The sequence below is a fragment of the Jejuia spongiicola genome (genome assembly GCF_023502325.1).
Lineage (GTDB): Bacteria > Bacteroidota > Bacteroidia > Flavobacteriales > Flavobacteriaceae > Wocania_A > Wocania_A spongiicola.
The window spans coordinates 504955-530005 of the sequence record NZ_JAMFLZ010000002.1 but is presented as its reverse complement, the minus strand read 5'-3'; the positions used below and the strand labels follow the sequence as shown (position 1 = coordinate 530005).

Sequence of the window (25051 nt, the reverse complement as noted above, 5' to 3'; positions counted from 1 at the left end):
ATATACGACTTAAATATAAAATAAGTGTTAATTATTCGTATCTGTTTAAGCAATACTCCCTAAGGTTATTAAAAGCATAATTATATCGTGTTTCAGCATTTGAGAGATTGCCTTTAAAACGAATTGCTCTAGGAACAACTAATCCATATAAAAACCTGCCTTTTGCAATACGATGCAGCTTTTTTAAACTTCTCTCATCCATCTTTTTATAAATATTATCAATCCACTTATATTGTTCTTTATACAAAATATCTTTATCCCACTTTTCTGCTCTGCCTCCTTTATAAATTTTATCAGATTTATATACTACGCTTAATTCTAAAAATGCATTATTAAAAACTATTTCACTGCCTGTATTGGCATGTTCAAGAATTTTTTTACTAGAAAATATTGAAAATGGGAGAGATTCCATTTTACGCAATTTGATAGAAATATAATGCGCCATTTTTATCCAAACCATTTCATGTCCTTTTTTACTAAGTACATTATACATCCATTTATAAAAGTCTCTTCGTTCTTTAATTTTAGTATATTCTTGAGGTAAATTATTAATTAGGTTGTATTTGTTAGCTTTTTGCCAAATCAAAGTATTTTTTATCCGGTCAGATTTTAACCAATCGGATGGGGATAGATTTTGCTTTTGAGTAATTTTTTGATAGGTATTTAAACTTCGCCATTCTTTGGCAGAAACCGAATTATTAAAAATAAATAAGATTAATAATGTCAAAATCCATCTCATAACTTTATAAAAGTACGAGAAAATATATTTTAAGCTATCTTTTTTGAAGTAATTGTTTTAATACAATTAAAATTGAAAGAGAAAAAGTGAGTGTCATCAAAATACCAGAAAACATAACTATGTATTTTGTCCACAAGATACCTGTCCAAAGTAGATAAAGACCTCCAAAGGTAAATATAACAGATACAAATGGCTCAATGATTAAAAATAGTTTAAGCTTATTATTAAGCTTTGTAATAGCAACTAAAAGACCTATTAAAAAGAAAATAATGGACATTGATAATATATGATTATGTACCAATGTAAGCATTTCCCTTTCGCTTTTTTTAAAGCGCATTACTGTAGCATTTTCATCATCTTCATTACCTAAATATTGTTCTTCAATACCGTTAGGATTAGCTGATGATGTTTCGCCAACAAACAATAAACCTGTATAAAAACCTATACTTAATACAATTATAAAAGCACCGATTAATAATTTAATCTCTTTAGGAAGTGTAAATATTAATCCGTTTAACTGCATTTACAAGATGTTTTTACTTTGAAGTATTCTTAAAGACTCAAGAAAATCATTCATTGCATTTGTCATAGAACGTACAGAAATAGTAGCTCCAGAAATAGCCATAATATTATCGCCGTGTTTCAATTGATCTCCGCCTTTTTTACCTATAAATTGTTTTAACCAACGCTTACTCCCAATTTCGCCACCATACTCTTCTCTGTAAATTAAAACTTTTGATTTTAAAACAATTAAGTCTTTATCTAATAATACTAAATAATCAAAAAGTGCTGTTTTGCTTGGTGCCTTAGATAAGTAAGCATAACCTAAAAGGTTGCCATTAGCTTCAATTTTAAATAAATTATTGGTTTCAAACTTTGATGGTAACCCTTTTGCTACATCTGAAGCAATAATAACTTCGGTAAAATCGAAAGTTTCAACACCATAAGTTTTTACGATTTCTTTATTTACTTTTTTCTGAATGTTTTTTGGTAGACCAAAAGACATCATAATTAAAGCTAAAATTAATAATGAAACCTGTTTTAAATTCATATTGTAAAAGTATTGTTTTTTATTCTTTTAACAATTAAAATGCCAAATAGCTTATTGGTAATAATATTATTTACGAATAAGCTACTTGGTACTTGTACTTGTGCGTTAGGGTTTGAGGCATTTGTTGAAGCTCTTCCGATTTTTTATCGGGAAGCGACTGCCAAAAGCCCGACCCTAAAAGGGTAACGCCTTAAACTATTTTTTTTAGAACCAAACGCCAATACCAAAATTAAGCCTGTTTGGCACATCACCGCCAGATACTGCATTGTCTCTAAATTGGTAATCTCCTTTTAGCACTACTCCTGGGGCAATATGGTAGCTTAATCCTGTCGTAACATCGGTACGGTTGTAAGCATCATTTTGCACTAAAGCACCATCAGTATCAGCATGTGTATCATATTGTTCATACCTCAAAAACGCAAACAGTTTTTGCTGTTTTTCTTGCGAAAGTAAATTGTAAGCCCCTTCTAGGTACCATCCTTGAAGTGCGCTACCTAAATCTCGCCCTGTTAAATTATTATAAGCTTCTGTATCGCTTAAAGTTGCATGGATAAACTGTCCGCGTGCTGTAAAACGTTGGAATGCATAACGTGCGTCCAAACCTATCATTGAAATACCGATGTTGGCCCCATCAATTTCTTCTACATCATCTTCTGCTTGTGTTTTACCAAAATATCCTGCAAGTCCTAATCGTAATCCAGGAATACCATAGTAATCAAACTTTGTTGAAAGTGTAGGGCTATCAACTGTTGATTTTATTGCTTTTTGTCGCCCTCCTCGTAATCCGTTAGAACCTTTTAAAAAGCCACTTACTCCTCCTTCTCCATCAAAAGCAGTTGATTTGAAACCATTAAATACATAAGCTTGATATCCTAAAGATATTTCGTTAAATCTACCTGTAACACCAATACCAATTTCTCGCCATGTAGTTGGCACAATGGCATTGTCTATTGCTGGTCTTTCTACACCATTAAATGTAGTTGGCTCATGAAATTCGTTAACTATACCCATTGGTATCAACATTAAACCACCACGTAAACTTACATTTGGAGCAATAGCATAATTTACAAAGGCTTGCTCTACAAAAACTTCTTCCACATGTTCAAACTCAACCTCTGTAATAAACTGGGTTTTATCGTTAAATTTATAACCAAAAAGCAATACTAAACGCTGAACATCCAATTCTCCATTGTTAGCCTCTGGCTGATTATACGTTAATTCGCCATACGCACCAACTGTAACTGCTTTACCATAGTTACCAGAAAGCAAACGTTGTGCTGCATTTAATTGTTTTTGAGGATCAAAAGTGATTGAATCTTGCTGTGTTTGGGCACTTGCTAATGATACTAATAAGATTGAAAAAAGTAAGGTTAGTCTTTTCATTTTGTGTCTTGTTTTTATTTAGACTGATTATAAATAATTGTTTATTTGAAGCTGCAAATATAAAACAGATTATTATTTACACAAAGCTTATTTAGAATAAATTAAAATAATTTTTTACAAAAAATTATTACTTATTGAATATCAGAATTATAAGTGTAAAAATTTTAATGGTAAGTATTAAATATTTTAGAAGCTTCGTTATAAGCACTCTCAAAACTGAGTGCATTTAAACTATTATTTTTTTGAGAAGTGAAGTATGATAATAATTTTTCTGTTGGCATGTTTCCAGTAAGCTCATCTTTTGCCATAGGGCAGCCACCAAACCCTTGTATAGCACCATCAAAACGCATGCACCCTGCTTTGTTAGCTGCATCAATTTTTTCGAACCAAGTAGTTGGTGTTGTATGCAAGTGTGCTCCAAATTCAATATTTGTATATTGAGGTATTAAATTAGAAAATAAGTAATCAATACTTTTAGGGTTTGATGTACCAACAGTATCGCTTAATGAAAGTATTTTAACTCCCATTTTATTTAATCGCTCGGTCCACTCACCTACTATATCTACATTCCAAGGGTCTCCATAAGGGTTACCAAATCCCATAGATATATAAACAACAACTTCTTTGTTGGTTTTATCTGCAATATTTAAAATATCTTCTAAAATTAAAACTGATTGCGCAATAGTTTTATGAGTATTACGCATTTGAAAGTTTTCGGAAATTGAAAATGGATAACCTAAATAATCTATTTCATTATAAACTGAAACATTTTCGGCTCCTCTCTGGTTGGCAACAATTGCTAATAATTTACTAGTAGTTTTACTTAAATCTAATTGTGATAAAACCTCGGCAGTATCAACCATCTGGGGTATAGCTTTTGGAGATACAAAGCTCCCAAAATCTATAGTATCAAATCCAACACGCAGTAACGATTGAATATATTGAACTTTACTCGCAGTTGGAATAAAATCTTTTATACCCTGCATGGCATCACGTGGGCATTCAATTATTTTTACTTTACTAGGCATTTAACAAATAAAAATTGAACGATAAAAATACTATTATTTTGTAAGGGATTGTAATTTAATTAGACTTAAATATTTATTAAACCACTAAGCTATTAAACTCATGAAAAAAATTACTTCTTCACTATTTTTATTATTTACATTTTTCTCTGTACTTACAGTGTTTGGACAAAGTATAGCTACATATAATATTGAGTTTGAAAGTATATGGGAATCGGTTGCTGATAATCCAACTACAGGGCAAAGCACAATTGCTTTGCCAGTGAGTGCACATTGGTCAGGCTTAGTTATTACAACTCATAAAACCGCAGGAACATTTTTAATGATGGGAGCCGCTGCCTCTCCTGGAATTGAATCGGTTGCAGAAACTGGTGCTACTGCTACTTTTCAAACAGAAGTAAACAATAATGCTGATGCAAATCAGTATATTAATGCTGGTGGTTTAGGGTCAGCTAAGGGTACTATAACTAGAAATGGAGTGCAGGTAAGCGAAGATTTTCCATTAGTAAGTTTAGCATCTATGATTGCTCCAAGCCCTGATTGGTTTATAGGCATTGACGGTTTAACCCTAAGATCTGGGAATAATGGTGTAAACAATGGTTGGAAAGATACCTTTACCGTAGACGTATACCCTTATGATGCTGGTACTGAAGACGGATCAGGTTATTCAGGAAGTAATCCAGATACTAATCCAATAGGTGTTATAACAAATCGCTCAAATACTACACCTTTTAATGCTAATAAAATTGGTACTGTAACTTTCACTTATGTTAGTTCTGTGTTAAGCAATAATGATATTGAAATTTTAGAAAATGTAAAAGTTTATCCAAACCCTACTAAAGGAAAAATTACGATTACGAATATTAAAAAAATCGATTTGCTATCAGCAAAAATTTATAATGTTTTAGGAAAATTAGTAAAAGAAATTTCAGTTGAAAAAGGTCTATCTAAATTAGATATAGATTTATCTAATTTAAACAAAGGTGTTTATCTTTTAAGTTTAAAATCTGCCGATAAAAACACTACCAAGAAACTAGTAATTAACTGATTTTAAGTTGATTTTTCAATCTAACCGATAAAATATAACGCTTAAACGTTTTTATTATTCATAATATTCAATTAGGTATACATTTGAGTAAATGTTTGCCCCAATGAATATTTTCAAATCAAGATTTAAATTTCTTTTTTTCTTAGTATGCTTTACTATTACAAATATTCTGTATAGTCAAAGCATAACATCAGATTGTGGCACAATAACTTCTACTGAATCTATAAAATATATTCAAACTATAAAACCTCAACTTAAAGCCTTTGAGCAAGAGTTTTTTAATGCTAAATCTGGTAAAGGTGATATTCCTGTAAAAAATGTAAACGCAATTCCTATAAAAGCGCATATTATTAGAAACTCAAATGGAACAGGAGGGCTTAGCCTTACTGAGCTTAATAGTGCTATTTCTAATCTTAACGAAATTTATAAAGATGCCTTAATGGAATTTTTCTTATGTGATGGTATAAATTATATTGATGATGATAAATTATGTCATTTTAATAAAAGTGAAGAAAATCTATTAGCAGAAAATAATAATGTTGCAGGATTAATAAATATTTATTTTACAGATTTTATTAAAAATGATTCAAACGAAAGCATTTGTGGTTATAGTAATAATGCTGGAAGACAAGATGTTATTGTTATGAAAAACGATTGCGTTACAAATGATTCTTCATTAGCACACGAAATAGGGCATTTTTTCTCTTTGGTACATACACATGGACCAAAAAATGATTCCTTAACTACTGAATTAGTTGACGGTAGTAATTGTGATACTGATGGTGATGGCATTTGTGATACACCAGCAGACCCTAAACTTACAGATAAAAATGTCAACAATTTTTGTGAATACATTGGCATAGAAACTGATGCACATGGAAAAGAGTTTAATCCAGATACACAAAACATAATGTCGTATTCTAAAAAAGGATGTAGAGCTCATTTTTCACAACAACAATTGGCACGTATGTATGCTTTCTATATGACTACAAAAAACTACTTATCCTGTTCTTCGTTTAACGCGGATTTTAGTGCAGATATTAGTCAAACTTGTGATGAAAATTTGACTGTACATTTCAAAAGTGATTGTAATAACATAAGTCAATGGGAATGGGATATAGATTCTGATGGGATTATAGATTATACAGATCAAAACCCAAAGCATACATATAATTCTGGGGTTTACGATGTAACACTTAAGGTTTCAAACAAATCAAAATCTATAAGTAAAACCTATTCTAAATATATTAAAGTTGGTACACAACCAGAAATGCTAAATGAGAATTTTGATAGTTTTGAAATAGCAGGAGATAAAGGATGGACAGCCAACGATGTATCAAAAAACGGATACAATTGGTATTCTAATTTTGGAAAAACAGCTACTGATAATACAGGCCCCAATAATGATAATTCGGATGAAATTTTAGGTAAATATATTTATGTTGAAGCTTCTGGCGCCAAATCTGGTGATATTGCCGAATTTATTTCGCCTTGTTTTACTATTAATAAAGAAAACTCTGAACTTGAATTTGCATACCATATGTTTGGAAATGGTATTGGCGAGTTACATATTGATTTAAAAACAGAGACAGGTTATATAAACGACGTTATACCTGCAATTATAGGAAGTCAACAAAACAATCAAGATGATGCTTTTTTAACAGCATCGATTGATTTATCTTCTTACACAAATCAGACTATAAAGGTTAGATTTAGAGCTATCAGAGGTTCTAGTTGGGAAGGTGATATCGCCATTGATGATGTTTTTATTAAAACGATTTACACACCCATATCTGACGACACATATAAAGTATACCCCAACCCAGTTAAAAGTGATTTGCTTTATGTAAAAGCTAATGATTCAAAATTAATTTCCAACTATGTAATCTCCAATTTAGTTGGTCAAACATTTTTATCTGGTACAGTATCTAATCGACCAATTAATGTGAGTAGTTTACCTTCAGGAACTTACCTGCTAGTTTTAAATAATGGTAATTCAAGAGTTTTAAAAAAAATAATCAAATAAAAATTAGCTTTTCTTTAAAATTGCTTTATTTATAGACTTAATTAAACTTGGTCCTTCGTAAATAAAGCCAGTGTAAATCTGTATTAAATCTGCTCCAGCATTAATTTTATCTAGAGCATCTTTTGCTGAATGCACACCTCCAACACCAATGATAGGAAAGGATTTATTACTATTCTCAGAAAGGTATTTAATGACTTGTGTACTTCTTTCTTTTATGGGCTGTCCACTTAAACCACCATTTCCAATAGCTTCCAATTGTTCTTTAGTGGCTTTTAAATCACTCCTATCCATGGAGGTGTTACTAGCAATTACACCATCTAATTTAGTGTCAGTAACAAGTTGAATAATTTCATCTAGCTGATTTGTATTTAAATCTGGAGCTATCTTTAAAAGAATTGGCTTCTGTTTTTCAAAAGTTTTGTTAGCCTTTTGAACGGCATTTATCAGTTCTTCCAAATAGTCTTTATCATTTAACTTTGCGTGACTACCTACATTTGGACAACTTACATTTAACACAAAATAATCAACATAAGGATGTAGCGCATTAAAACAATCCAAATAATCATTTGTATAATCTTCTGGTTTTGTTTGGGTGTTCTTTCCAATGTTGCCACCAATAATCAGCTTCCCTTTGTTCTTCTTTAATTGAGAGATAGCACCTTCTAAACCTTCATTGTTAAATCCCATTCTGTTAATAATTCCTTGGTCATCTTTCAATCTAAACAAGCGTTTTTTAGGATTTCCGGCTTGCGCTTTTGGAGTTACCGTACCAATTTCAATAAAACCAAACCCAAAGTTTGCTAACTCATTATACAATACTGCATTTTTATCAAACCCTGCAGCTAAGCCAACTGGGTTTTTAAAAGTTAAACCGAATAGTTTGCGTTCTAGTCGTTTATCATTTATAACATATAAACTTCTAAATATTGAATTAAACCCAGGTAGTTTAGAAATAAATTTTATTAACGAAAAAGTAAAATAATGAATCTTTTCAGGGTCGAATAAAAAAAATAAAGGGCGAAGTAATATTTTGTACATCAGTATTATTTATGCAAAAATACTTCTAAATAAAAAATTGAGCAATTCTAAAGTAAAAAACTTATAAATTGTAACTTTAGCCATTAAAAAGTATTTAATTATTTGCTCATGATCTCAAAAGAACACATTATAAAACGTTTTATAGGCTACGTTACCATCGATACGGAGTCTGACCCAAATTCAAGCACCACTCCAAGTACAAAAAAACAATGGGATTTAGCCAATAAATTATTTGAAGAGTTAAAAGTTATTGGTATGCAAGATGTTACTATTGATGAAAACGCATATATTATGGCTACATTACCAAGTAATGTAGAACACGACACACCTACCATTGGTTTTATTTCTCATTTTGATACCTCACCAGATTTTACCGGTGCTAATGTAAATCCACAAATTTTTGAAAATTATCACGGTGGAGACATTTTATTAAATAAAGAAGAAAACATTGTTTTATCTCCAGATTATTTTGATGATTTGCGTCAATATATTGGGCAAACTTTAATTACTACAGATGGTACAACTCTTTTAGGAGCAGATGATAAAGCTGGTATTTGCGAAATTGTTTCGGCAATGGAATACTTAATTAATCATCCAGAAATTAAACACGGAAAAATACGTGTAGGTTTTACACCTGATGAAGAAATTGGTCGTGGTGCACATAAGTTTGATGTTGAAAAATTTAACGCCGATTGGGCTTATACTATGGATGGTAGCCAAATAGGAGAATTAGAATACGAAAATTTTAATGCTGCAGGTGCAAAAGTAAAAATAAAAGGAAAAATTGTCCATCCAGGCTATGCCAAAGGAAAAATGATAAATTCTATGTATATCGCTACCGAGTTTATTAACTCGTTACCACGATTAGAAACGCCTGAACATACTGAAGGCTATGAAGGCTTTTTTCACTTGCATAATATAAATGGTGATGTTGATGAAACTATTTTAGAATATATTATTCGTGATCACGATAAAAGCCATTTTGAAGCTAGGAAAGAAGTTATGTCCAAATTAGCAAACGAGCTTAATTCGCAATACGGAACCGAAGCTATAGTAGTAGAAATAAAAGATCAATATTACAACATGAAAGAAAAGGTTGAACCCGTTATACATATTGTTGATATTGCTGAAGAAGCTATGAAGCAATTAGGGATAGAACCTTTAATTAAAGCCATTCGAGGTGGCACAGACGGTTCACAATTAAGCTACATGGGATTACCATGTCCTAATATTTTTGCTGGCGGTCATAACTTTCATGGACGCTATGAATATGTACCAGTAGAAAGCATGATAAAAGCTACCGAAGTGATTTGTAAAATTGCCGAAATAGCAGCGCTTAAAAAGTAGTTAGTTGCATCAATTTTGAAATTTGAATTTATAAAAAATCATCTGCCTTCTTATACATTATATTAATTATTAAACAGAATGGACTGATATACTTAAAAACTTTAAGTGAATTCTCTAATGTTATTATTTATCAATCTAATAAATCCTTTAAAGCAGATTGCAAGTGATACTCTTTAAATTGAAACCCTTTATTTTCAATTTTTTTAGAACTTACACGTTGACTACCAAAAAGTAAGGTATGCATCTCTCCTAAAACAAGTTTCATGAAAAATTTTGGAATATTAGGTAAAAACAAAGGCTTTTTCAACGCCTTAGCAATACTTTTTGTCAACTCCATATTAGTAACAGGGTTTGGCGCTACGCCATTATAAACACCAATTAATTTATATTCTAAAACATATAAAAATAAATGTGCCAAATCTTTAATATGTATCCACGATTGCCATTGCTTTCCATTACCGAAAGCAGAACCTAAACCAAACCTTATAGGCTTAACCATTTCTATTAATGCACCTCCGTTGTTTGATAACACTAAACCAATTCTTATTTTAGATACAGCTATGTTTAACTTTGAAAACCCATCAACTACCCCTTCCCATTTTTGTACGACATCACTCAAAAAAGAATCATCAAAATCGTTAAAAGCTTCGTCATAATAATTAATTAAAGAATCTGGATAAATACCAATAGCACTTGCCGATACTATTTGTGTAATGGTGTGCATTTCTCCTTTTAGAGCATTTATCAACAATTGTGTACCTTCAATTCTACTAGAAAGAATTTCTTTTTTATAATCTATTGTCCATCGCTTTGAAACTGTTGCGCCTGCTAAATGAATAATAGCATCAACATTTTTAAAACAGGTTTTATCTATATCTTGCGTTTTTGGGTTCCAATAAAAACCTTGGTAGTTTTTCTGGCCTTTAATTTTAGATTTGCTAGTTGTAAGGTAGTTTACAGCAATATCTTTTTCATGGCAAAGTTTAACAACCTCTTGCCCTACTAATCCTGTCGCTCCAGTTATTAAAACTCGCATAGTTACTTTTTATATAAAAATACAAAATGCAAGTTTTAATAGCTACACATTTATACTTGGTTTAACAGATTTAACTGGTTTTTAACTTTTAGTAGCGCGTAACATTTCTCGTTTTCCAGGTGGTCCTGGTAATCGCTCTACTTTAAATCCTACAGTTTCCATAGCTCTTCTAACACTACCCTTTGCAGAATATGTAACTAAAATACCTTTAATTTTTAATGCACTGTACATTTTTTGAAATATACTCTCTGTCCACAATTCTGGTTGTACGCGTGCTCCAAAAGCGTCAAAATAGATGATATTATAACAATTCTCTTCTTTTATTTCTGAAAAGAATCTTTTTTGCTTTGCTAAAGAAAAGTAAGATGTTACTTTATGAAACTCCTCCCACGAAACTTCATGCAATTTATTAAAAAGTGATGATTTATCTTCAACATTTAATTCTTCTGAATAGTTTAGTTGATTTATTTCATCCATTAAAACTGGATAGGCTTCTACACCAAAATAATCAACAAAAATTTTTAATTTTTTAGCTTCTAACAAAGTAATAAACGCGTTTAAGCCAGTACCAAATCCAATTTCTAGTATTGAAATATTACGATACTTCTCTACGGAGCTCGAAGTAACATCAATTATTTTTCGTTGAGATTCTTCGCTTTGTTCTGAATTACAAAAGTAGTGCAAGCCATGCTTTATAAAGACATGATATGCTTCTTGTATAGCACCGTGTTTTGAATGGTATTGCTCATCCCATTCTGGTAAATGAATAGTTGACGAACCATCAGCAGTTATTACAATTTCTCTCTTCAAACTATTGTTTTAACAATACACCATCTGCCTCAAAAGAATATGTTCTTTTAGGTTCGGTTATACTTGCAATCTCTTCAGCTGTTTTACCTTCATCTTCAGCGTAATGACGTTGTTCATCAACTGAAACCTCTTTAACATATGCTTTTCCATTTATAACAACTTCCTTTCCTCCAATATCTTTAGGCATAAAAAATCCATAATCTTTAAACTTAACCATAACTTCTTTGTCATCACCCAAATTTAAAGTCATCCAACACCCTTTTGCTTGACAAACTTTGTTCACTGTTGCAATCATTTTAGAATTAATACTATCTCCAACATTCATAGTTTTATAATGCGACGCCATAGAAGCAGCTTCAATAGCATCATCAGCAATTATAACGTTTCCAAAAGAAGCATACTCTACTTTTTCAGCTTCAACTGGTTTTTCTTGCTGTTTATCATCTTTATTTTTGCAAGAATTTAACATGAATACGCAAATAATTATTAAGGTTATTGACTTCATAATATGAATTTTTCAATTTTAAACGATTTGTTACAAATATATCATTTTTAATACCGTTTTTAATTAAATTTGTACCATAAACAACTTGAATTATGGATACTTTAATCAACGACATAGAGGTTATAAAAACAAAAAAAACAAAAATTCATGATGTAGATTTTGATAATTTAAGCTTTGGGAAAACATTTTCTGATCATATGTTAGAATGTGATTATAAAGATGGAAAATGGCAAGCACCTAAGGTTGTCCCTTATGCTCCAATTTCTTTGGATCCTTCTGCTAAGATTTTTCATTACGGGCAATCTGTATTTGAAGGAATGAAAGCTTACAAAGATGAAAATGATAATGTATTATTGTTTCGTCCTATAGATAATTTCAAACGATTAAATATTTCATCAAAACGTCTTGCAATGCCAGAATTGCCTGAAGCGTATTTTATGGAAGGCCTAAAAGCGCTATTAAAAGTTGATAGCGATTGGATTCCTAAAAATGATGGTAGTTCTTTATATATAAGACCTTTTGTATTTGCTACAGGAAAAGGGTTTCATGCCTCACCTGCAGACGAATATAAATTTGTGATTGCAACTGCTCCATCTGGATCGTATTTTGCAGGGAAAGTAAAAGTTTTAATAGAAGAGAAATATTCTCGTTCTGCTAATGGTGGTGTTGGTTTTGCTAAAGCTGGCGGTAATTATGCTGGACAATTTTACCCTACTCAATTAGCCATTGAAAAAGGTTACCAACAAGTCATTTGGACAGATGATAATACGCATGAATATATAGAAGAAGCTGGTGCTATGAATATTTTTATTCGTATAAATGATACCCTAATAACTGGACCAACTAGCGATAGAATTTTAGATGGTATTACACGTAAAAGTATTATAGAATTAGCTGAAGCTGAAGGTATTCCTGTAGAAGTTAGAAAAATATCTGTTAGCGAGGTTGTTACTGCTGCTAAAAATGGTACTTTAAAAGAAATGTTTGGAGCTGGAACTGCTGCTGTAATTTCTCCAATAGCTGGTTTTGGCTATAAAGACGAAGATTTTGATTTACCAGAATTGGAAAACACCTATGCAAGTTCTTTAAAGAAACGCATCACAGATATTCAAACTAACAAATCTGAAGATCCTTTTGGATGGAGATATAATGTTTAAAAAAAAAAAAGGAAGCAGCCAAATAGCTTCCTTTTTTTATTTATCCAATATAGCTTCAATATTAGGTTTAAAATAATTTGGTCCTTTTAGCACTTTACCATCTTCACGATAAATTGGTTGTCCATCTTCACCTAATTTACTCATATTACTCCTTTGAATTTCATTAAAAACCTCTTCTATTTTATATTGCATGCCATGCTCAATAATAGTACCGCACAAAATATAAAGCATATCTCCTAATGCATCTGCAACCTCAATCAAATCATTATTGTTAGCAGCTTCAAAATACTCTTCATTTTCCTCTTTCATTAAATTAAAACGCAACGTATTCTTTTCGCTGCCTAAATCTGCTTTTGGAGTTTCTCTGTGACCTATTTTAAATGCTGTATGGAAGGCTTTTACGGCTTCAATTTTATTTTTCATAAATAAACTATTTTTTCATTTCCTTGAAGAAGGAAATCTTTAGTGTTTTCATTAAATTTGCATAAAAATAACCATATGTTTAGTAACGGTCAAATCATTTTCGGAGTTTTATTTTTTATTGCCTTTGCTATCATTATTGGTTTTACTTACCGAAAAGATTTAAAACTACATAAACGTTTTTATGCTGGTAGTGTATGGGTTTTAATTGCTTTTATTTCATTTATATTATTTATTGTTGCTATTAAATTCTTTTTAAAGTAGTATTTACATAGTTTTTTAAGCCTTCAAGCTAAATTTCGAAAAAATGTATTAGGGAAAAACGGTTTTTAACTGTTATATAAATAGATGTAAGATTTGACGCAACCAATTGTAAAATTTTGCATCTAGATAATAACTAGAGAAACCTGAATCATGAAAATACTATTAATTATTGCTGCTCTTATTGTTGTTAACCTAATTCTTTTAGTTTTTAGTGTAAATAAAAAAACAGAGCCTTAATTAAAAAGCTCTGCCTTAAAAACGGAATTATATAACACTTAATTTACTTCCGGTAAAAAGTTATAATTTTTACTATAGTCTAGCATTTGACCAGGAAATGTTTCTGGTTGTGTAACTTTAATTTCTGTAATTTCTCCAGTCTCATCCTTTTTGGCAACCAAAACAGGGTTAACAAAACCACTATATGGAGCAGACGTAAACTGTTTGTTTCTTTCTAAAACCTCGGCATGAATTGCTTGATTTACTTTTACACCATAGCCTTCTACTAAAGCTTCAACTGCTGCATAATCGCCTTCAGATTTTATGCGTTGTGTTTCTCGTAATAATTGCCCAAATAAATTATGTAATTTATCATAATCTGTAATGTTGAAATAGGTTTTTCCGTCTCTAGTTACTTTTTCAATAACATTATCAGCTTTTCCTTTTTCAAAAGCCCAAGCAGAAACCCATTGCCTGTTACGCATGTGCGCCTCTTCAACATCATCACCTAAATTTAAACGAATTAACTGGGTCATTAAACCATTTCTAATATACCCATCGAAAGCTGTTTTTCCAACAGTTTTCCAATCTTTAACTAATCCTAATTCTTGTAATTTAGGGTTGTATAAATAGTATAATCCTACTAAATCTGCACGACCTTCTTCAAGCGTAGATGCATAATTTTTTAATGTTTCCTTAGTTTCTCCAACACCTGGATTTAATTGCCCGGAAGCATGCCCAATAACTTCATGTAATGCTGTGTGTAATTTATCAGCTAATTGTCCGTATTCCTCTTCTAATTTTAATTCATCTTCATCATGTACAAATTCCTTTAAACGTCCTGAACTTCCTGCATTATTATAAGCATTAATAATGTTACCTAAAGATACAGATTTACTTCCTACAGCAGCTCTAATCCAATTGGCATTTGGTAAATTCACACCAATTGGCGTACTTGGTGATGCATCGCCAGCTTCGCCAGCTACATTAACAACTTTATATGTTACTCCTACCACATTTTTCTTTTTGTGGGCATCCATTAAAGGCGAGTTATCTTCAAACCATTGTGCATTATCCGATAAAACCTTCATTTTTTGAGACATATCAAAATCATTAATTTGAATAATATTTTCATAAGAACCTCTATAGCCTAATGGGTCGTTATATACTTCAATAAAACTATTAATATAGTCTACATTTCCTTTAGTAGCAGCAGTCCAGGCTACATTATAATCATCCCAAATTTGTAAATCACCTGTTTTATAATATTCAATTAGTAACCCAAGTGCATTTCCTTGAGCTTCATTTTCGGCAACACTCTTAGCTAATTCAAGCCATTTAATAATTTCATCTATTGCAGATCCGTATAATCCACCAGATTTATAAACACGCTCTTTTAACTCACCATTTTCTTTTACTAACTGAGAGTTTAATCCATACGATAAAGGCTTTTCTGGATTAGGAGATGTTTTAGTTTTATAAAAACTTTCTACATCAGCATTAGTAACATTTGGTCCATAAAAATTAACTGCAGAAAGTGCTACATTATCAACTCCTTTTGCCTGATTTACTTTTTTAGAATCAGCATCATTAAAAATAACATCAAAAGCTTCTCCTTCTAAAGTTGCATTAGTTTCTGCTAATAATTCTTTTAAATAATCTGAAGAAAACTCAGGTTTCAACTTATCATTTGAATAATGATGATGAATTCCATTGCTGAACCAAACGCGTTTTAAATAAGTTTCATAAGCGCTCCAATTAGCAGTAGTTTTATCTCCTTTATAATTTGCATAAATATGCTCTAAAGCTTTTCTAATTTTAAGATTATGGCGGTAATTTTGATCCCACATAATATCTCTTCCAGCTAAACCAGCTTGTGTTAAATAATACACAAGTTTTTGTTCTTTTAAAGTCAATTGCTCCCAGCCTGGAATTTGATAACGCAATATTTTAATGTCTGCAAATTGCTCAACGTTAAAATTAAATGCAGTCGCTTCTTTCTCTTTTATATTATCGCTTTGCTTTTCAGATTTATCGTTTCCACAGGATAATAAAAAAGTTGCTACAAAAGCAAAACTTAATACGGTTTTTAATTTCATTTATTTTAGTTTTAGTTTTTCTATAAAAATTGGACTCGTTATACCTGAAAAATTAGTGATTATTCAAAATAAACAAGTTCAATTGTTAAATATTTAATTTTAGAGTAGCAAATGTAATAATTTATTAATCAAAGATTAAAATGATTATATTTGATTTTCAATATTTATTATAATTTTATTTAAGATGAAAACGTTAAAATATATTCTGTTTTTATTACTGATAGGTATTATTGGCGCTGCTATTTATATTGCTGTACAGCCCAATGAATTTGAAGTTACCAGAACGCGAACTATAAAAGCACCTGCTGGAATTATTTATGATAATGTTATCGATTTTAAAAATTGGGAATCATGGTCGTCTTGGGTAGAAGCAGACCCAGATATGAAAATTACATTATCCGACCAAACAAAGGGTGTAAATGGGTCATATTCTTGGGAAGATAAAGATGGTATTGGTACTATGAAAACTACTGAAGCTTCTCCAAACACATCTATACAACAACATATGCAATTTGCTGAATTTCCTCCATCAGATGTAAATTGGAAATTCACACCTAACGAGGATGGTTCTACAGATGCCACATGGACCATTTCTGGGAAAGATTTACCTTTTGTTTTTAAAATGTTTTCTGTTTTAATGGGTGGTATGGAAAAACAAATTGGACCACATTATGAGAGAAGCCTTGAAAAACTAGATAGCATTGTTGTTGCCAGTATGAAAAAATACAGTGTTACTGTTAATGGACCTACCAATCATAGTGGTGGTTATTATTTATACAACACAACGTCTTGTAAAATAAGTGATTTAAAAAGCAAAATGATTGAAATGTTACCTAAAGTTGGTGAGTACGCCATGAAAAATAATATAACTATGGCTGGAGCTCCTTTTGTTGCTTACCATAAATGGGATGAAGAAAATAATGCTGTCATGTTTTCTTGTTGCGTACCTACTACTGAAAAAATAATTACTACAGATAGTGATATTTTAACAGGACAATTACAGCCCTTTAAAGCAATTAAAACAACTTTAAATGGAGATTATACTAATTTAAAAGAAACTTGGGAAACAGCAACTAAATATATAAATGATAATGGTTTAGAAGAAGTGCATGATTTACCAGCTCTTGAGGTATATTTAACAGATCCAATGAGCAAACCGAATCCTGCAGATTGGATAACCGAAATTTATATTCCAATAAAAGAATAACTCCATAAATGAAGCAAGTTTTATTGGTTTTTGTTGGTGGTGGTTTTGGTAGCGTACTACGCTTTTTAATTGGTAAATATTTAAACTCTACTACTACTGGAATACCTTACGGCACTTTTGCTGCAAACATTATAGGCAGTTTACTTATTGGAATTATTTTAGGGTTTGCTGCTAAAAATGATTCACTAACTCAAAGCCAAACTTTGTTATTAGCTACAGGATTTTGTGGAGGCTTTACGACCTTCTCTACTTTTGCTTATGAAAACCATGTATTTTTAAAATCTGGGGACTTTACAAGTTTTGCTTTATACACTATTGCCAGTTTTGTAATTGGTTTTTTAGCAGTGTTTTTAGGAATGTTTTTGGTGAAGTAAAGCTTGACTTTATTAGAAAAACGTTTAATGTTATATATAAATTGTTAAAACAGATTCATATACTTGAAAAACATTATCTACAAACTAAAAAATGATAGAAACAAAATTCGAAATAGAAAATAACACAAAAGACGTTAAGTTATATTCCTCAAAAGCAATTAGTGGTGCAACATTCTTAGGCGGACCTCTTGCTGCAGGATATTTAATAGGTGAAAATTTTAAAGCAATAGATAAACCAACTGAAGGACGTTATTCTTTAATTATTGGAATTATTTCTACAATAATACTTTTTGGCGGAATATTTATGATTCCCGAAAATATAATTGACAAAATTCCTCAACAATTAATTCCAATAATATACACAGGAATTATTTGGGGAATTGTTGAGTGGAAACAAGGAGATATTCTTAAATCTCATAAAGAACATAATAACTCTTTTTTTTCTGGTTGGCGAGCTGCTGGAATAGGATTCATTTCCTTACTAATACTTGGAATTGGAATATTCAGTTATGCTTTCTTATCTACAGATAACGAGTTATATGAGAAATATGACGCAAAACTTGCTCAATTTTCAAAAAATGAAAATGAAACTTTAATCTTTTACGATAATTTAAATACGGGAACAAACTATTCTTTACTTAAAGAGTTGGACGAGAAAACAATTCCAAAGTGGAAGGAAAATATTAAGATAATTAATAAAACAAATCAGTTTGAAGGTTTACCATCTGAACTAATAAAACAAAACGAAATTTTACTAAAATATTCAAAACTTAGAGTCCAAGCATTTGAACTATTCAGAAAAGCAATTAAAGAAGATACAGATAGATATGCTCAACAATTAGAACAAATACATATGCAGATTGATAACGAACTTAAAAAACTGAATTGAGAAAAGCCAACCTACAACACCCTATATAAAAATTTACTAGTTTTAGCTAGACCAAAGTTAGTTACTCGTTATTAATTTCTGATTTTCATTCGGAAAAATTCTCGTACAATAACACGCAACATTCCATATATAAACGTTAAACGAACTTCACATACTTCAATGCTTATCAAAAGCTTTAACACCAGCTTCTATCCTTGTTTTTAAATAGTTTTTTCTTGGTACAATTGGACAAGAATATTTATCGTTATAAGCACAATAAGGGTTATAGGCTCTATTAAAATCTATTACCATAGTATCACCTTCAGGAATTCTTGTATCAATATAGCGTCCGCCACCATAACTTTCTAATCCATTGGTTTCATCTAAAAAAGGTAAAAACAAATAATCTTCATAGCCCTCTTTTTCTATTAACCCTTGATTTTGATATATATTTAAGGTGAAGTTTTCTCCTTTTAAACTAAAATTCAATACACCGTATTTAACATATTCTGGAGTTCTATCTGTTGTGGTTTTCATTTTAAAAACTTTCTCGTTTGGAGTTCTTTTAAAACTTGCAATTACTACATAAGTAGAATCGAACTTAAAAAAATCTAAACCTTCAAACTTTTTTCTGTCCTTATCTTTTAAAGGTGATGCTGTGGCATCTTTATATTCAGCATTTATTTCACGTTGAAACTCGGTTTCTCCTTTTAATGGTTGCTTTTTTTGAGCGCAACTTGTAAAACAGATAACACAAAAACTTAGAGCAAATAATGATTTCATTTTTATATAGAATTAGTTTTTAGACTTAATATTTATAAACTCGACTAAAAGATTTTTAGGATACATTGTAAACTCGAACTGCTCAACAATTTCTTCAGGTTTTACCGCTAATTTGAAATTAAAATGTTTGCAAAGTGTAGAAACCAGTGTAACCATTTCGTTTATTGCCAAAAACATTCCAGGGCAATAACGAGGCCCTCCACCAAAAGCTTTTATAACTTGCGGAGAATGTTTTTTATGCATTGGGCACTCGCTAACCAACCATCGTTCTGGTTCAAACGAATTAGCGTTTGTAAAATACGCTTCGCTAGTTTGAGCCACTTTATTTTGTAAAATCACTTTACCGTTTTTGGGTATAAGCAATCCTTCTATTTCAATATCCTCATTTGCTTCAAAATACAATTGAGGAGTTGTTGGTTTTAACCTTATAGCCTCTTGTACCACCGCATTAGTGTATTTCAATTCTGAAAGCTTTTCAAAACTTGCTGGAGCATCATCATTAAAGTATACCGTATTAGCTTCTTCTCTAATTTTATTAACTACTTCGGGGTGCTGAGATAAATAAAACAAAGTCCATGATATAGAGTTCGACGTTGTATCTTCTCCTGCTAAAAGCATAGTAAAAATATTTCCGTAAACTTCTTCATCATTAAAAACATCATTTTCATTTGCTAATAAAAGGGCTTCTAAAAAGTTTGATGGTTGCGCTTTTAATTCTGGATTATTTTTTATTTTATTTCTTGATTCATCAATAAACTCATAAATTATTTTTTCAATAGCATTTATTGATTTTTGTAAAACCTCATCTTTTTTACGCTTTATAAATCGCCAAATAGGTATTGGTGCTGTAATACGTTCATTTATCATAGGAAAAATAACTTCCAAGTGTTTTTGAAAACTATTATCAGCATTATTTATAGTATCTAATTTATGTCCAAATGCTATTTCAGTTGTAATATCAATAGTAAAAAGCATAAGCTCTTTTTGAACATCTATAGCAATATTTTCTTTTGAATATGTTTTAAATTTATCAAGTAAACTATTCGTTTTATCTAAAATAATAGGATAATACCCTTTTACATGTTGCATATTTAAGGCCTCTGCTATTGGTTTTCTATGTCGTTTCCAATGAGCTCCTTCGGCATTAAAAACTCCAGAAACTCCCATTTCTTTTAAAATCTCATCAATTTTGGAGAAACGTTTAAATTTTTCTGGTCGTAATCTTAAAATTGTATTATTTAAAGATGGTTTAGCCGAAACAATAAACTCTTTGCCTACAAAATTTATTTTAAATAAATCACCGCATTCATCAACCCAACGCTCTAAAACCTGATGTTTATTATGTGTATTAAATTGAGGTAAATGCCCCAATATAGAATGTCCTTTAGGTGATGATAAATCCTTTATTTTAATTAACTCTTTACGATGCATAAATATTTTAGCTCTAAAATATAAATCATTATTAAAATATTTTTTTAAAATATTTCTATTCCAAAAGTACAACTTAAGAATATTTTATATAGCTTTGTGGTATACAAAAAGAAAAAATGCGTAATAACGTCACTATTTATAGAAAGCAATGGACCTCTTGTTTAAAGACAAGATGTTGGGCTTATTATATATTGTGGTGATATGATTATAAAATATTACAATATTAAAAAGTCCGACTTCACAGTCGGACTTTTTATTTTTAGTCTATTAAAGACTTTAACTTAAAATCAAAATATGTAGAAACAATTTGAACAATCAGTACTAATGAAAACACTATTTAACAATTATCTAAACACATTTAGCGGCCTTTCTCGAGAAGTGTGGTGGCTCGCTTTAATAACACTAATCAATAGAGCCGGGACTATGGTAATTCCGTTCTTATCGCTTTACCTTAAAGAAAGTCTTGATTTTTCTTTAAGCAATGTAGCATGGATAATGAGTGCTTTTGGTTTAGGTTCAGTAATTGGATCTTGGTTAGGCGGTAAATTAACTGATAAAATTGGTTATTATAAAGTAATGACATTTAGTTTACTAGCTACTGGTTTGTTATTTATTGCATTACAATTTTTAATAACCTTTGTATCATTTAGTTTAGGTATATTTTTAGTAATGTTGGTGGCAGACATGTTTAGACCAGCCATGTTTGTAGCATTAAGCGCATATAGCAAACCAGAAAACAAAACACGGTCGGTTACTTTAATTAGACTAGCTATTAATCTTGGGTTTTCAGCTGGTCCTGCAATTGGAGGTCTTATAATAACAACTTTAAGCTATGGCGGGTTATTCTGGGTAGATGGTATTACATGTATTTTAGCAACATTAGTTTTAATAAATGTATTGAATCCAAAAACAACAAAAACATTGGATGACATAAAAGTTGAGAACCCAAAATCGGCTTACCACGACAAAGCCTTTTTAATATTTTTAATAGCTATGGTGCTTTTTGGAGTGGTATTTTTACAATACTTCTCAACAATGCCAATCTATTACAAAGATGTACATGATTTATCCGTGACAGAAATTGGAGTCCTCTTGGGGTTGAACGGGTTTTTAATTTTTGCATTTGAAATGCCTCTAATAAAATGGTTAGAAAATACAACATTTACTAAAACTGGATTAATGCTTTTCGGTGGCATTTTAACGGGATTAAGTTTTATTATTTTAAACTTTACGTCTTGGACAGGCGTATTGATAATTGGAATGCTTTTAATGACGTTTGGAGAAATGATAGCGTTTCCTTTTTCTAATGCTTTTGCCATGGATAGAGCTAAAAAAGGAAATCAAGGCGAGTATATGGCATTATATTCTATCTCATTTTCAATTGCTCATATTTTTGGTCATAATGCTGGCTTACAAATGACAGATAAATTAGGCTTTGAAAACACATGGTATATAATTACTGGTCTTGCTGCACTTTGTGTTTTCCTTTTGTTCTTTTTAAGACAATATCTAAATGCAAAAAAGAGGATAAAAGAAAAAGAAAGAAAAGAAGAAAAAGAAATTTTATGGATTTAAATCAAATTACTATACCATCGTTAGATGTTGTAAACGCAACTAAATTCTATCAAACCTTGGGGTTGCATCTAATTGTAGATGCACTTCCAGGGTATGTTAGATTTGAATGCCCTAATGGCAATAGTACATTTTCAATTCATCAAGTAAATAAATTACCTAAAGGTCATGGTATTACAATTTATTTTGAAGATGATAATCTTGATGAATTAGTAAAACAACTAAAAAGAAAAGGCATTATATTTACAAGTGAGCCTGAAGATAAAATGTGGTTGTGGCGAGAAGCACACTTAAATGATTTGGACGGAAACCATATTATACTTTACAAAGCTGGTAACAACAGGAAAAATCCGCCTTGGCGCGTACAATAAACATGAAAAAAACACTATATTTTTTAATTGCAATGCTGTTTGTGAGTTGTAATTTTTCAGAAGAAAGAAAAGGAAAGAATAATGTAGAGTCTTCAATTGAAAAGCAATTCCCAAAATTAGAACCTAATCGATACAATGTAGCGTTTTTAATAATGGAAGGCGTTTATAACACAGAACTTACAGCGCCTTTCGATATTTTTCAGCACACTATTTTTAGAGATAGTATTAAGGCTATGAATGTATTTACTGTAGCCAATACAGATAAAGCGATTACTACTTTTGAAGGTATGCGAATTATTCCAGATTATAATTATTTAAAAGATACACTGCCAAAAATAGACATCCTAGTTGTGCCAAGTGCCGAACATCATTTAGACACAGATTTAGAAGATAAAGCTATGATCGATTTTGTGAAACAAGTAGATAAAGGCGCACAATTTATAACCTCGCATTGCGATGGTGCCTTTGTGCTTGCTAAAGCTGGCCTGTTGGATAATAGTGTGTCTACAACCTTCCCTAGCGATATTGATACCATGCGCAAAATGTTCCCCAAACTAGATGTTAGAAAAGATGTACTTTTTGTACATGATGGAAAATATATAACCTCAGCTGGTGGTGCAAAAAGTTTTGAAGCGTCTTTATATTTATGCGAATATTTATATGGCAAAAAAATAGCACAATCGTTAGCTGGTGGACTCGTTATTGATTGGGATTTAGAAGCTGTACCCCATTTAGTAATTCATAAAGAGTGATTTATTCAATTGGTTTAATCTCTTTCTGCTTTACCACACGAGATAAAACAATTTGTGTTTTTGTTTCGCCGTAACTAATAAGCTGATCTATAAATATTTCTAAGTGTTTTTGATTTTTTAAAACTACTTCCATAACAATGTTCTCATCACCTGTAATACGATAGCAATTTATAACCTCGTCATAGGTTTTTACTTTTTCTAAGAACGGTTTTAATTTACCCATAAAGGCACGTAAAGTAATTATGGCTTTAAATTGATATCCCAAATCGAAAGGAGAAACCATCGCTTTATAATCTTCAATAACCCCAATATCTTCCATTTTTTTTATGCGTTCGGATACAGCTGGAGAACTAATCCCAACTTGCCTTCCAATTTCTGCATTAGATTGCCTTGCGTTTTGTTGTAAACACTTTAAAATCTTCTTATTTAGGTTATCTATACTCATTTAAAGAAATCAAACTACAGAACATTAATATTTAAAGCAAATATACATATTTACTTTAAAATCAAAAGACTAATTAGAATTGTTGTGAGTAATTTTGATAAAATTGCTTTAGAAAAAGAAACATGTTATCTAATACCCCACAAAACCTATCGGAATTACCGGTTTATAAAAAAGCACTGGAGATTTTTGCTCTATCTCAAAACATATCTACATATTTAAATTATGATTTATCTGTTTTAAAAAATGATGGATCTGAAGATATAAATATTTACTTTTCTGGTGATATTGTTCAGCAATCGGTGTCTTTAGTTCCAGAAATTGTAAATGTAGAATTAGAACGTTATTCAGATAGAAGACATAAGCACATTGCTTCGTTAAAACGTATTACTAATATGCTTTATAAAAATTCATATCGTTTAGAACGTTCTAACAGTAATGGAAAAGATTTTTTGCCAATTTTGCGCAAGGAGTTAAAGAAATTTAAAAAAATTCAACGTAATTGGTTGTTAACTCTTTAAAGCTTCTTATATTTTTTCAAACTTTTCTCCGCATCCTTCAATACAAGGATACCAGAGTATTAACTCATTATTTGAAGTAATATCAAAATAAACTCTAGCTTCACTAAACCCGCAATCATTTGGTTTTATTTCTCCATCATGATTAATATCTGTTTCATTAGTACTAATTAACTTAAACGTTCCAGTACTTGGATTACTTTCTGAACCCAGAAAACACAAAGTTCCACTTGCTGTTACTATTGCGTTACTAAAAAACTCAACTGTTCTGTTGTATGTAGCTGGTTGAAAAGTACCACTTCCATCTCCTGGATCTACTAGCACTTCAATAACTTTCCATTTCCCCAATAACGCTTCGTTTTCAATTAAGACCTTATTATCATCTGATGTGCAACTAATTAAAATTAAAGCAAATAGAAATAATATAGAATTTTTCATTTTTTTAATATACTAATTGGGTTTATATTATAAAGATGCAAAAAATAAAAATGGTTGCTTCAAAAAAGTTAAAAGGTTTTGTAATAATTTTCTTTTAAAAGTGCTCAAGAATTCTATATTTACAAAAAATT

Annotated in this window: 27 protein-coding genes; 12 read left to right on the top strand and 15 right to left on the bottom strand. The window is 30.8% G+C overall.

Features of this window, described 5'->3' with window-relative positions:
• Positions 1 to 31 precede the first annotated feature (31 nt).
• The 5 genes from M3P09_RS06275 to M3P09_RS06255 all read right to left on the bottom strand — a co-directional run bounded on the left by M3P09_RS06275 (position 32) and on the right by M3P09_RS06255 (position 4201).
• A complete protein-coding gene (locus M3P09_RS06275; RefSeq protein ID WP_249972447.1) occupies positions 32 to 739 on the bottom strand; it encodes an Insecticidal toxin complex protein in 708 nt (235 codons plus the stop codon).
• A 34-nt stretch (positions 740 to 773) separates the two neighbouring features.
• The gene (locus M3P09_RS06270; protein WP_099565599.1) at positions 774 to 1262 is read right to left on the bottom strand and encodes a hypothetical protein; all 489 of its coding nucleotides are present in this window, start codon (positions 1260 to 1262) and stop codon (positions 774 to 776) included.
• Complete coding sequence (locus M3P09_RS06265; RefSeq protein WP_099565600.1) at positions 1263 to 1790, bottom strand: FMN-binding protein; 528 nt, start codon at positions 1788 to 1790, stop codon at positions 1263 to 1265.
• 204 nt (positions 1791 to 1994) lie between these two features.
• On the bottom strand, positions 1995 to 3173 hold the full coding sequence (locus M3P09_RS06260; protein WP_099565601.1) for a hypothetical protein: 1179 nt from the start codon (positions 3171 to 3173) through the stop codon (positions 1995 to 1997).
• 164 nt (positions 3174 to 3337) lie between these two features.
• Positions 3338 to 4201, bottom strand: coding sequence for a hydroxymethylglutaryl-CoA lyase (locus M3P09_RS06255; RefSeq protein ID WP_249972446.1), 864 nt, complete (start codon positions 4199 to 4201; stop codon positions 3338 to 3340).
• Between the two features lie 100 nt (positions 4202 to 4301).
• On the opposite strand from M3P09_RS06255, the gene M3P09_RS06250 reads away from it, so the two are divergent.
• The gene (locus M3P09_RS06250) at positions 4302 to 5246 is read left to right on the top strand and encodes a T9SS type A sorting domain-containing protein (RefSeq protein WP_249972445.1); all 945 of its coding nucleotides are present in this window, start codon (positions 4302 to 4304) and stop codon (positions 5244 to 5246) included.
• 103 nt (positions 5247 to 5349) lie between these two features.
• Positions 5350 to 7272 carry a T9SS-dependent choice-of-anchor J family protein gene (locus M3P09_RS06245; RefSeq protein ID WP_249972444.1) on the top strand — a complete coding sequence of 641 codons (1923 nt, stop codon included), beginning with the start codon at positions 5350 to 5352 and terminating at the stop codon, positions 7270 to 7272.
• 3 nt (positions 7273 to 7275) lie between these two features.
• On the opposite strand, the gene M3P09_RS06240 is transcribed toward M3P09_RS06245, so the two are convergent.
• Positions 7276 to 8310 carry a quinone-dependent dihydroorotate dehydrogenase gene (locus M3P09_RS06240; RefSeq protein ID WP_249972443.1) on the bottom strand — a complete coding sequence of 345 codons (1035 nt, stop codon included), beginning with the start codon at positions 8308 to 8310 and terminating at the stop codon, positions 7276 to 7278.
• A 108-nt stretch (positions 8311 to 8418) separates the two neighbouring features.
• On the opposite strand from M3P09_RS06240, the gene pepT reads away from it, so the two are divergent.
• Positions 8419 to 9657, top strand: a complete 1239-nt coding sequence (gene pepT, locus M3P09_RS06235) for a peptidase T (RefSeq protein WP_249972442.1) — start codon at positions 8419 to 8421, stop codon at positions 9655 to 9657.
• Between the two features lie 130 nt (positions 9658 to 9787).
• Here the strand turns inward: pepT and M3P09_RS06230 are convergent, their stop codons facing one another.
• The 3 genes from M3P09_RS06230 to M3P09_RS06220 form a co-directional block, all read right to left on the bottom strand.
• Positions 9788 to 10693 carry a TIGR01777 family oxidoreductase gene (locus M3P09_RS06230; protein WP_249972441.1) on the bottom strand — a complete coding sequence of 302 codons (906 nt, stop codon included), beginning with the start codon at positions 10691 to 10693 and terminating at the stop codon, positions 9788 to 9790.
• Between the two features lie 81 nt (positions 10694 to 10774).
• Positions 10775 to 11503 (bottom strand): tRNA (5-methylaminomethyl-2-thiouridine)(34)-methyltransferase MnmC2, encoded by a 729-nt coding sequence (mnmC2, locus tag M3P09_RS06225; protein ID WP_249972440.1) that lies wholly within the window; start codon positions 11501 to 11503, stop codon positions 10775 to 10777.
• Between the two features lies 1 nt (position 11504).
• Complete coding sequence (locus M3P09_RS06220) at positions 11505 to 12008, bottom strand: DUF4920 domain-containing protein (RefSeq protein WP_249972439.1); 504 nt, start codon at positions 12006 to 12008, stop codon at positions 11505 to 11507.
• 92 nt (positions 12009 to 12100) lie between these two features.
• On the opposite strand from M3P09_RS06220, the gene M3P09_RS06215 reads away from it, so the two are divergent.
• On the top strand, positions 12101 to 13165 hold the full coding sequence (locus tag M3P09_RS06215; protein ID WP_249972438.1) for a branched-chain amino acid aminotransferase: 1065 nt from the start codon (positions 12101 to 12103) through the stop codon (positions 13163 to 13165).
• 36 nt (positions 13166 to 13201) lie between these two features.
• On the opposite strand, the gene M3P09_RS06210 is transcribed toward M3P09_RS06215, so the two are convergent.
• A complete protein-coding gene (locus M3P09_RS06210) occupies positions 13202 to 13588 on the bottom strand; it encodes a pyrophosphohydrolase domain-containing protein (protein WP_099565611.1) in 387 nt (128 codons plus the stop codon).
• Positions 13589 to 13663: 75 nt separating this feature from the next.
• Here M3P09_RS06210 and M3P09_RS06205 point away from each other — a divergent pair, with 75 nt between their 5' ends.
• Positions 13664 to 13849, top strand: coding sequence for a hypothetical protein (locus M3P09_RS06205; RefSeq protein ID WP_099565612.1), 186 nt, complete (start codon positions 13664 to 13666; stop codon positions 13847 to 13849).
• A gap of 275 nt (positions 13850 to 14124) precedes the next feature.
• Here M3P09_RS06205 and M3P09_RS06200 read toward each other — a convergent pair whose 3' ends face one another.
• Positions 14125 to 16164: a dipeptidyl peptidase 3 gene (locus tag M3P09_RS06200; RefSeq protein ID WP_249972437.1), complete on the bottom strand. Its 2040-nt coding sequence runs from the start codon at positions 16162 to 16164 to the stop codon at positions 14125 to 14127.
• Positions 16165 to 16348: 184 nt separating this feature from the next.
• Here M3P09_RS06200 and M3P09_RS06195 point away from each other — a divergent pair, with 184 nt between their 5' ends.
• The 3 genes from M3P09_RS06195 (at position 16349) to M3P09_RS06185 (ending at position 18634) form a co-directional block, all read left to right on the top strand.
• Positions 16349 to 17371 carry an SRPBCC family protein gene (locus M3P09_RS06195; protein ID WP_249972436.1) on the top strand — a complete coding sequence of 341 codons (1023 nt, stop codon included), beginning with the start codon at positions 16349 to 16351 and terminating at the stop codon, positions 17369 to 17371.
• 8 nt (positions 17372 to 17379) lie between these two features.
• The gene (crcB, locus tag M3P09_RS06190) at positions 17380 to 17745 is read left to right on the top strand and encodes a fluoride efflux transporter CrcB (RefSeq protein WP_099565615.1); all 366 of its coding nucleotides are present in this window, start codon (positions 17380 to 17382) and stop codon (positions 17743 to 17745) included.
• Between the two features lie 91 nt (positions 17746 to 17836).
• Positions 17837 to 18634 carry a hypothetical protein gene (locus M3P09_RS06185; RefSeq protein WP_099565616.1) on the top strand — a complete coding sequence of 266 codons (798 nt, stop codon included), beginning with the start codon at positions 17837 to 17839 and terminating at the stop codon, positions 18632 to 18634.
• Between the two features lie 156 nt (positions 18635 to 18790).
• Here the strand turns inward: M3P09_RS06185 and M3P09_RS06180 are convergent, their stop codons facing one another.
• On the bottom strand, positions 18791 to 19396 hold the full coding sequence (locus M3P09_RS06180; protein WP_249972435.1) for a DUF1684 domain-containing protein: 606 nt from the start codon (positions 19394 to 19396) through the stop codon (positions 18791 to 18793).
• Between the two features lie 12 nt (positions 19397 to 19408).
• Complete coding sequence (locus M3P09_RS06175) at positions 19409 to 20827, bottom strand: cytochrome P450 (protein ID WP_249972434.1); 1419 nt, start codon at positions 20825 to 20827, stop codon at positions 19409 to 19411.
• A gap of 324 nt (positions 20828 to 21151) precedes the next feature.
• On the opposite strand from M3P09_RS06175, the gene M3P09_RS06170 reads away from it, so the two are divergent.
• The 3 genes from M3P09_RS06170 to M3P09_RS06160 are packed head-to-tail and all read left to right on the top strand — an operon-like array spanning position 21152 to position 23522.
• Positions 21152 to 22402, top strand: a complete 1251-nt coding sequence (locus M3P09_RS06170) for an MDR family MFS transporter (protein WP_249972433.1) — start codon at positions 21152 to 21154, stop codon at positions 22400 to 22402.
• The gene (locus M3P09_RS06165; RefSeq protein WP_249972432.1) at positions 22393 to 22770 is read left to right on the top strand and encodes a VOC family protein; all 378 of its coding nucleotides are present in this window, start codon (positions 22393 to 22395) and stop codon (positions 22768 to 22770) included. Before M3P09_RS06170 ends, M3P09_RS06165 begins: the two co-directional genes overlap by 10 nt.
• 2 nt (positions 22771 to 22772) lie before the next feature.
• On the top strand, positions 22773 to 23522 hold the full coding sequence (locus M3P09_RS06160; protein WP_249972431.1) for a DJ-1/PfpI family protein: 750 nt from the start codon (positions 22773 to 22775) through the stop codon (positions 23520 to 23522).
• A gap of 1 nt (position 23523) precedes the next feature.
• Here M3P09_RS06160 and M3P09_RS06155 read toward each other — a convergent pair whose 3' ends face one another.
• Positions 23524 to 23967: an Lrp/AsnC family transcriptional regulator gene (locus M3P09_RS06155; RefSeq protein WP_099565622.1), complete on the bottom strand. Its 444-nt coding sequence runs from the start codon at positions 23965 to 23967 to the stop codon at positions 23524 to 23526.
• 122 nt (positions 23968 to 24089) lie between these two features.
• On the opposite strand from M3P09_RS06155, the gene M3P09_RS06150 reads away from it, so the two are divergent.
• Positions 24090 to 24485 carry a hypothetical protein gene (locus M3P09_RS06150; RefSeq protein WP_099565623.1) on the top strand — a complete coding sequence of 132 codons (396 nt, stop codon included), beginning with the start codon at positions 24090 to 24092 and terminating at the stop codon, positions 24483 to 24485.
• A 6-nt stretch (positions 24486 to 24491) separates the two neighbouring features.
• Here the strand turns inward: M3P09_RS06150 and M3P09_RS06145 are convergent, their stop codons facing one another.
• The gene (locus tag M3P09_RS06145) at positions 24492 to 24920 is read right to left on the bottom strand and encodes a hypothetical protein (protein ID WP_099565624.1); all 429 of its coding nucleotides are present in this window, start codon (positions 24918 to 24920) and stop codon (positions 24492 to 24494) included.
• Positions 24921 to 25051 lie beyond the last annotated feature (131 nt).

What these genes read in the sequence shown, in the direction of transcription:
- M3P09_RS06170 (WP_249972433.1), top strand. Translation starts at nt 21,152, where the DNA reads ATGAAAACACTATTTAACAATTATCTAAACACATTTAGCGGCCTTTCT.
- M3P09_RS06230 (WP_249972441.1), bottom strand. Translation starts at nt 10,693, where the DNA reads ATGCGAGTTTTAATAACTGGAGCGACAGGATTAGTAGGGCAAGAGGTT.
- M3P09_RS06175 (WP_249972434.1), bottom strand. Translation starts at nt 20,827, where the DNA reads ATGCATCGTAAAGAGTTAATTAAAATAAAGGATTTATCATCACCTAAA.
- M3P09_RS06165 (WP_249972432.1), top strand. Translation starts at nt 22,393, where the DNA reads ATGGATTTAAATCAAATTACTATACCATCGTTAGATGTTGTAAACGCA.
- M3P09_RS06265 (WP_099565600.1), bottom strand. Translation starts at nt 1,790, where the DNA reads ATGAATTTAAAACAGGTTTCATTATTAATTTTAGCTTTAATTATGATG.
- M3P09_RS06220 (WP_249972439.1), bottom strand. Translation starts at nt 12,008, where the DNA reads ATGAAGTCAATAACCTTAATAATTATTTGCGTATTCATGTTAAATTCT.
- M3P09_RS06250 (WP_249972445.1), top strand. Translation starts at nt 4,302, where the DNA reads ATGAAAAAAATTACTTCTTCACTATTTTTATTATTTACATTTTTCTCT.
- M3P09_RS06275 (WP_249972447.1), bottom strand. Translation starts at nt 739, where the DNA reads ATGAGATGGATTTTGACATTATTAATCTTATTTATTTTTAATAATTCG.
- M3P09_RS06150 (WP_099565623.1), top strand. Translation starts at nt 24,090, where the DNA reads ATGTTATCTAATACCCCACAAAACCTATCGGAATTACCGGTTTATAAA.
- M3P09_RS06255 (WP_249972446.1), bottom strand. Translation starts at nt 4,201, where the DNA reads ATGCCTAGTAAAGTAAAAATAATTGAATGCCCACGTGATGCCATGCAG.
- M3P09_RS06185 (WP_099565616.1), top strand. Translation starts at nt 17,837, where the DNA reads ATGATAGAAACAAAATTCGAAATAGAAAATAACACAAAAGACGTTAAG.
- M3P09_RS06210 (WP_099565611.1), bottom strand. Translation starts at nt 13,588, where the DNA reads ATGAAAAATAAAATTGAAGCCGTAAAAGCCTTCCATACAGCATTTAAA.
- M3P09_RS06270 (WP_099565599.1), bottom strand. Translation starts at nt 1,262, where the DNA reads ATGCAGTTAAACGGATTAATATTTACACTTCCTAAAGAGATTAAATTA.
- M3P09_RS06245 (WP_249972444.1), top strand. Translation starts at nt 5,350, where the DNA reads ATGAATATTTTCAAATCAAGATTTAAATTTCTTTTTTTCTTAGTATGC.
- M3P09_RS06200 (WP_249972437.1), bottom strand. Translation starts at nt 16,164, where the DNA reads ATGAAATTAAAAACCGTATTAAGTTTTGCTTTTGTAGCAACTTTTTTA.
- pepT (WP_249972442.1), top strand. Translation starts at nt 8,419, where the DNA reads ATGATCTCAAAAGAACACATTATAAAACGTTTTATAGGCTACGTTACC.
- M3P09_RS06240 (WP_249972443.1), bottom strand. Translation starts at nt 8,310, where the DNA reads ATGTACAAAATATTACTTCGCCCTTTATTTTTTTTATTCGACCCTGAA.
- M3P09_RS06215 (WP_249972438.1), top strand. Translation starts at nt 12,101, where the DNA reads ATGGATACTTTAATCAACGACATAGAGGTTATAAAAACAAAAAAAACA.
- M3P09_RS06205 (WP_099565612.1), top strand. Translation starts at nt 13,664, where the DNA reads ATGTTTAGTAACGGTCAAATCATTTTCGGAGTTTTATTTTTTATTGCC.
- M3P09_RS06195 (WP_249972436.1), top strand. Translation starts at nt 16,349, where the DNA reads ATGAAAACGTTAAAATATATTCTGTTTTTATTACTGATAGGTATTATT.
- M3P09_RS06155 (WP_099565622.1), bottom strand. Translation starts at nt 23,967, where the DNA reads ATGAGTATAGATAACCTAAATAAGAAGATTTTAAAGTGTTTACAACAA.
- crcB (WP_099565615.1), top strand. Translation starts at nt 17,380, where the DNA reads ATGAAGCAAGTTTTATTGGTTTTTGTTGGTGGTGGTTTTGGTAGCGTA.
- M3P09_RS06260 (WP_099565601.1), bottom strand. Translation starts at nt 3,173, where the DNA reads ATGAAAAGACTAACCTTACTTTTTTCAATCTTATTAGTATCATTAGCA.
- M3P09_RS06145 (WP_099565624.1), bottom strand. Translation starts at nt 24,920, where the DNA reads ATGAAAAATTCTATATTATTTCTATTTGCTTTAATTTTAATTAGTTGC.
- M3P09_RS06160 (WP_249972431.1), top strand. Translation starts at nt 22,773, where the DNA reads ATGAAAAAAACACTATATTTTTTAATTGCAATGCTGTTTGTGAGTTGT.
- M3P09_RS06180 (WP_249972435.1), bottom strand. Translation starts at nt 19,396, where the DNA reads ATGAAATCATTATTTGCTCTAAGTTTTTGTGTTATCTGTTTTACAAGT.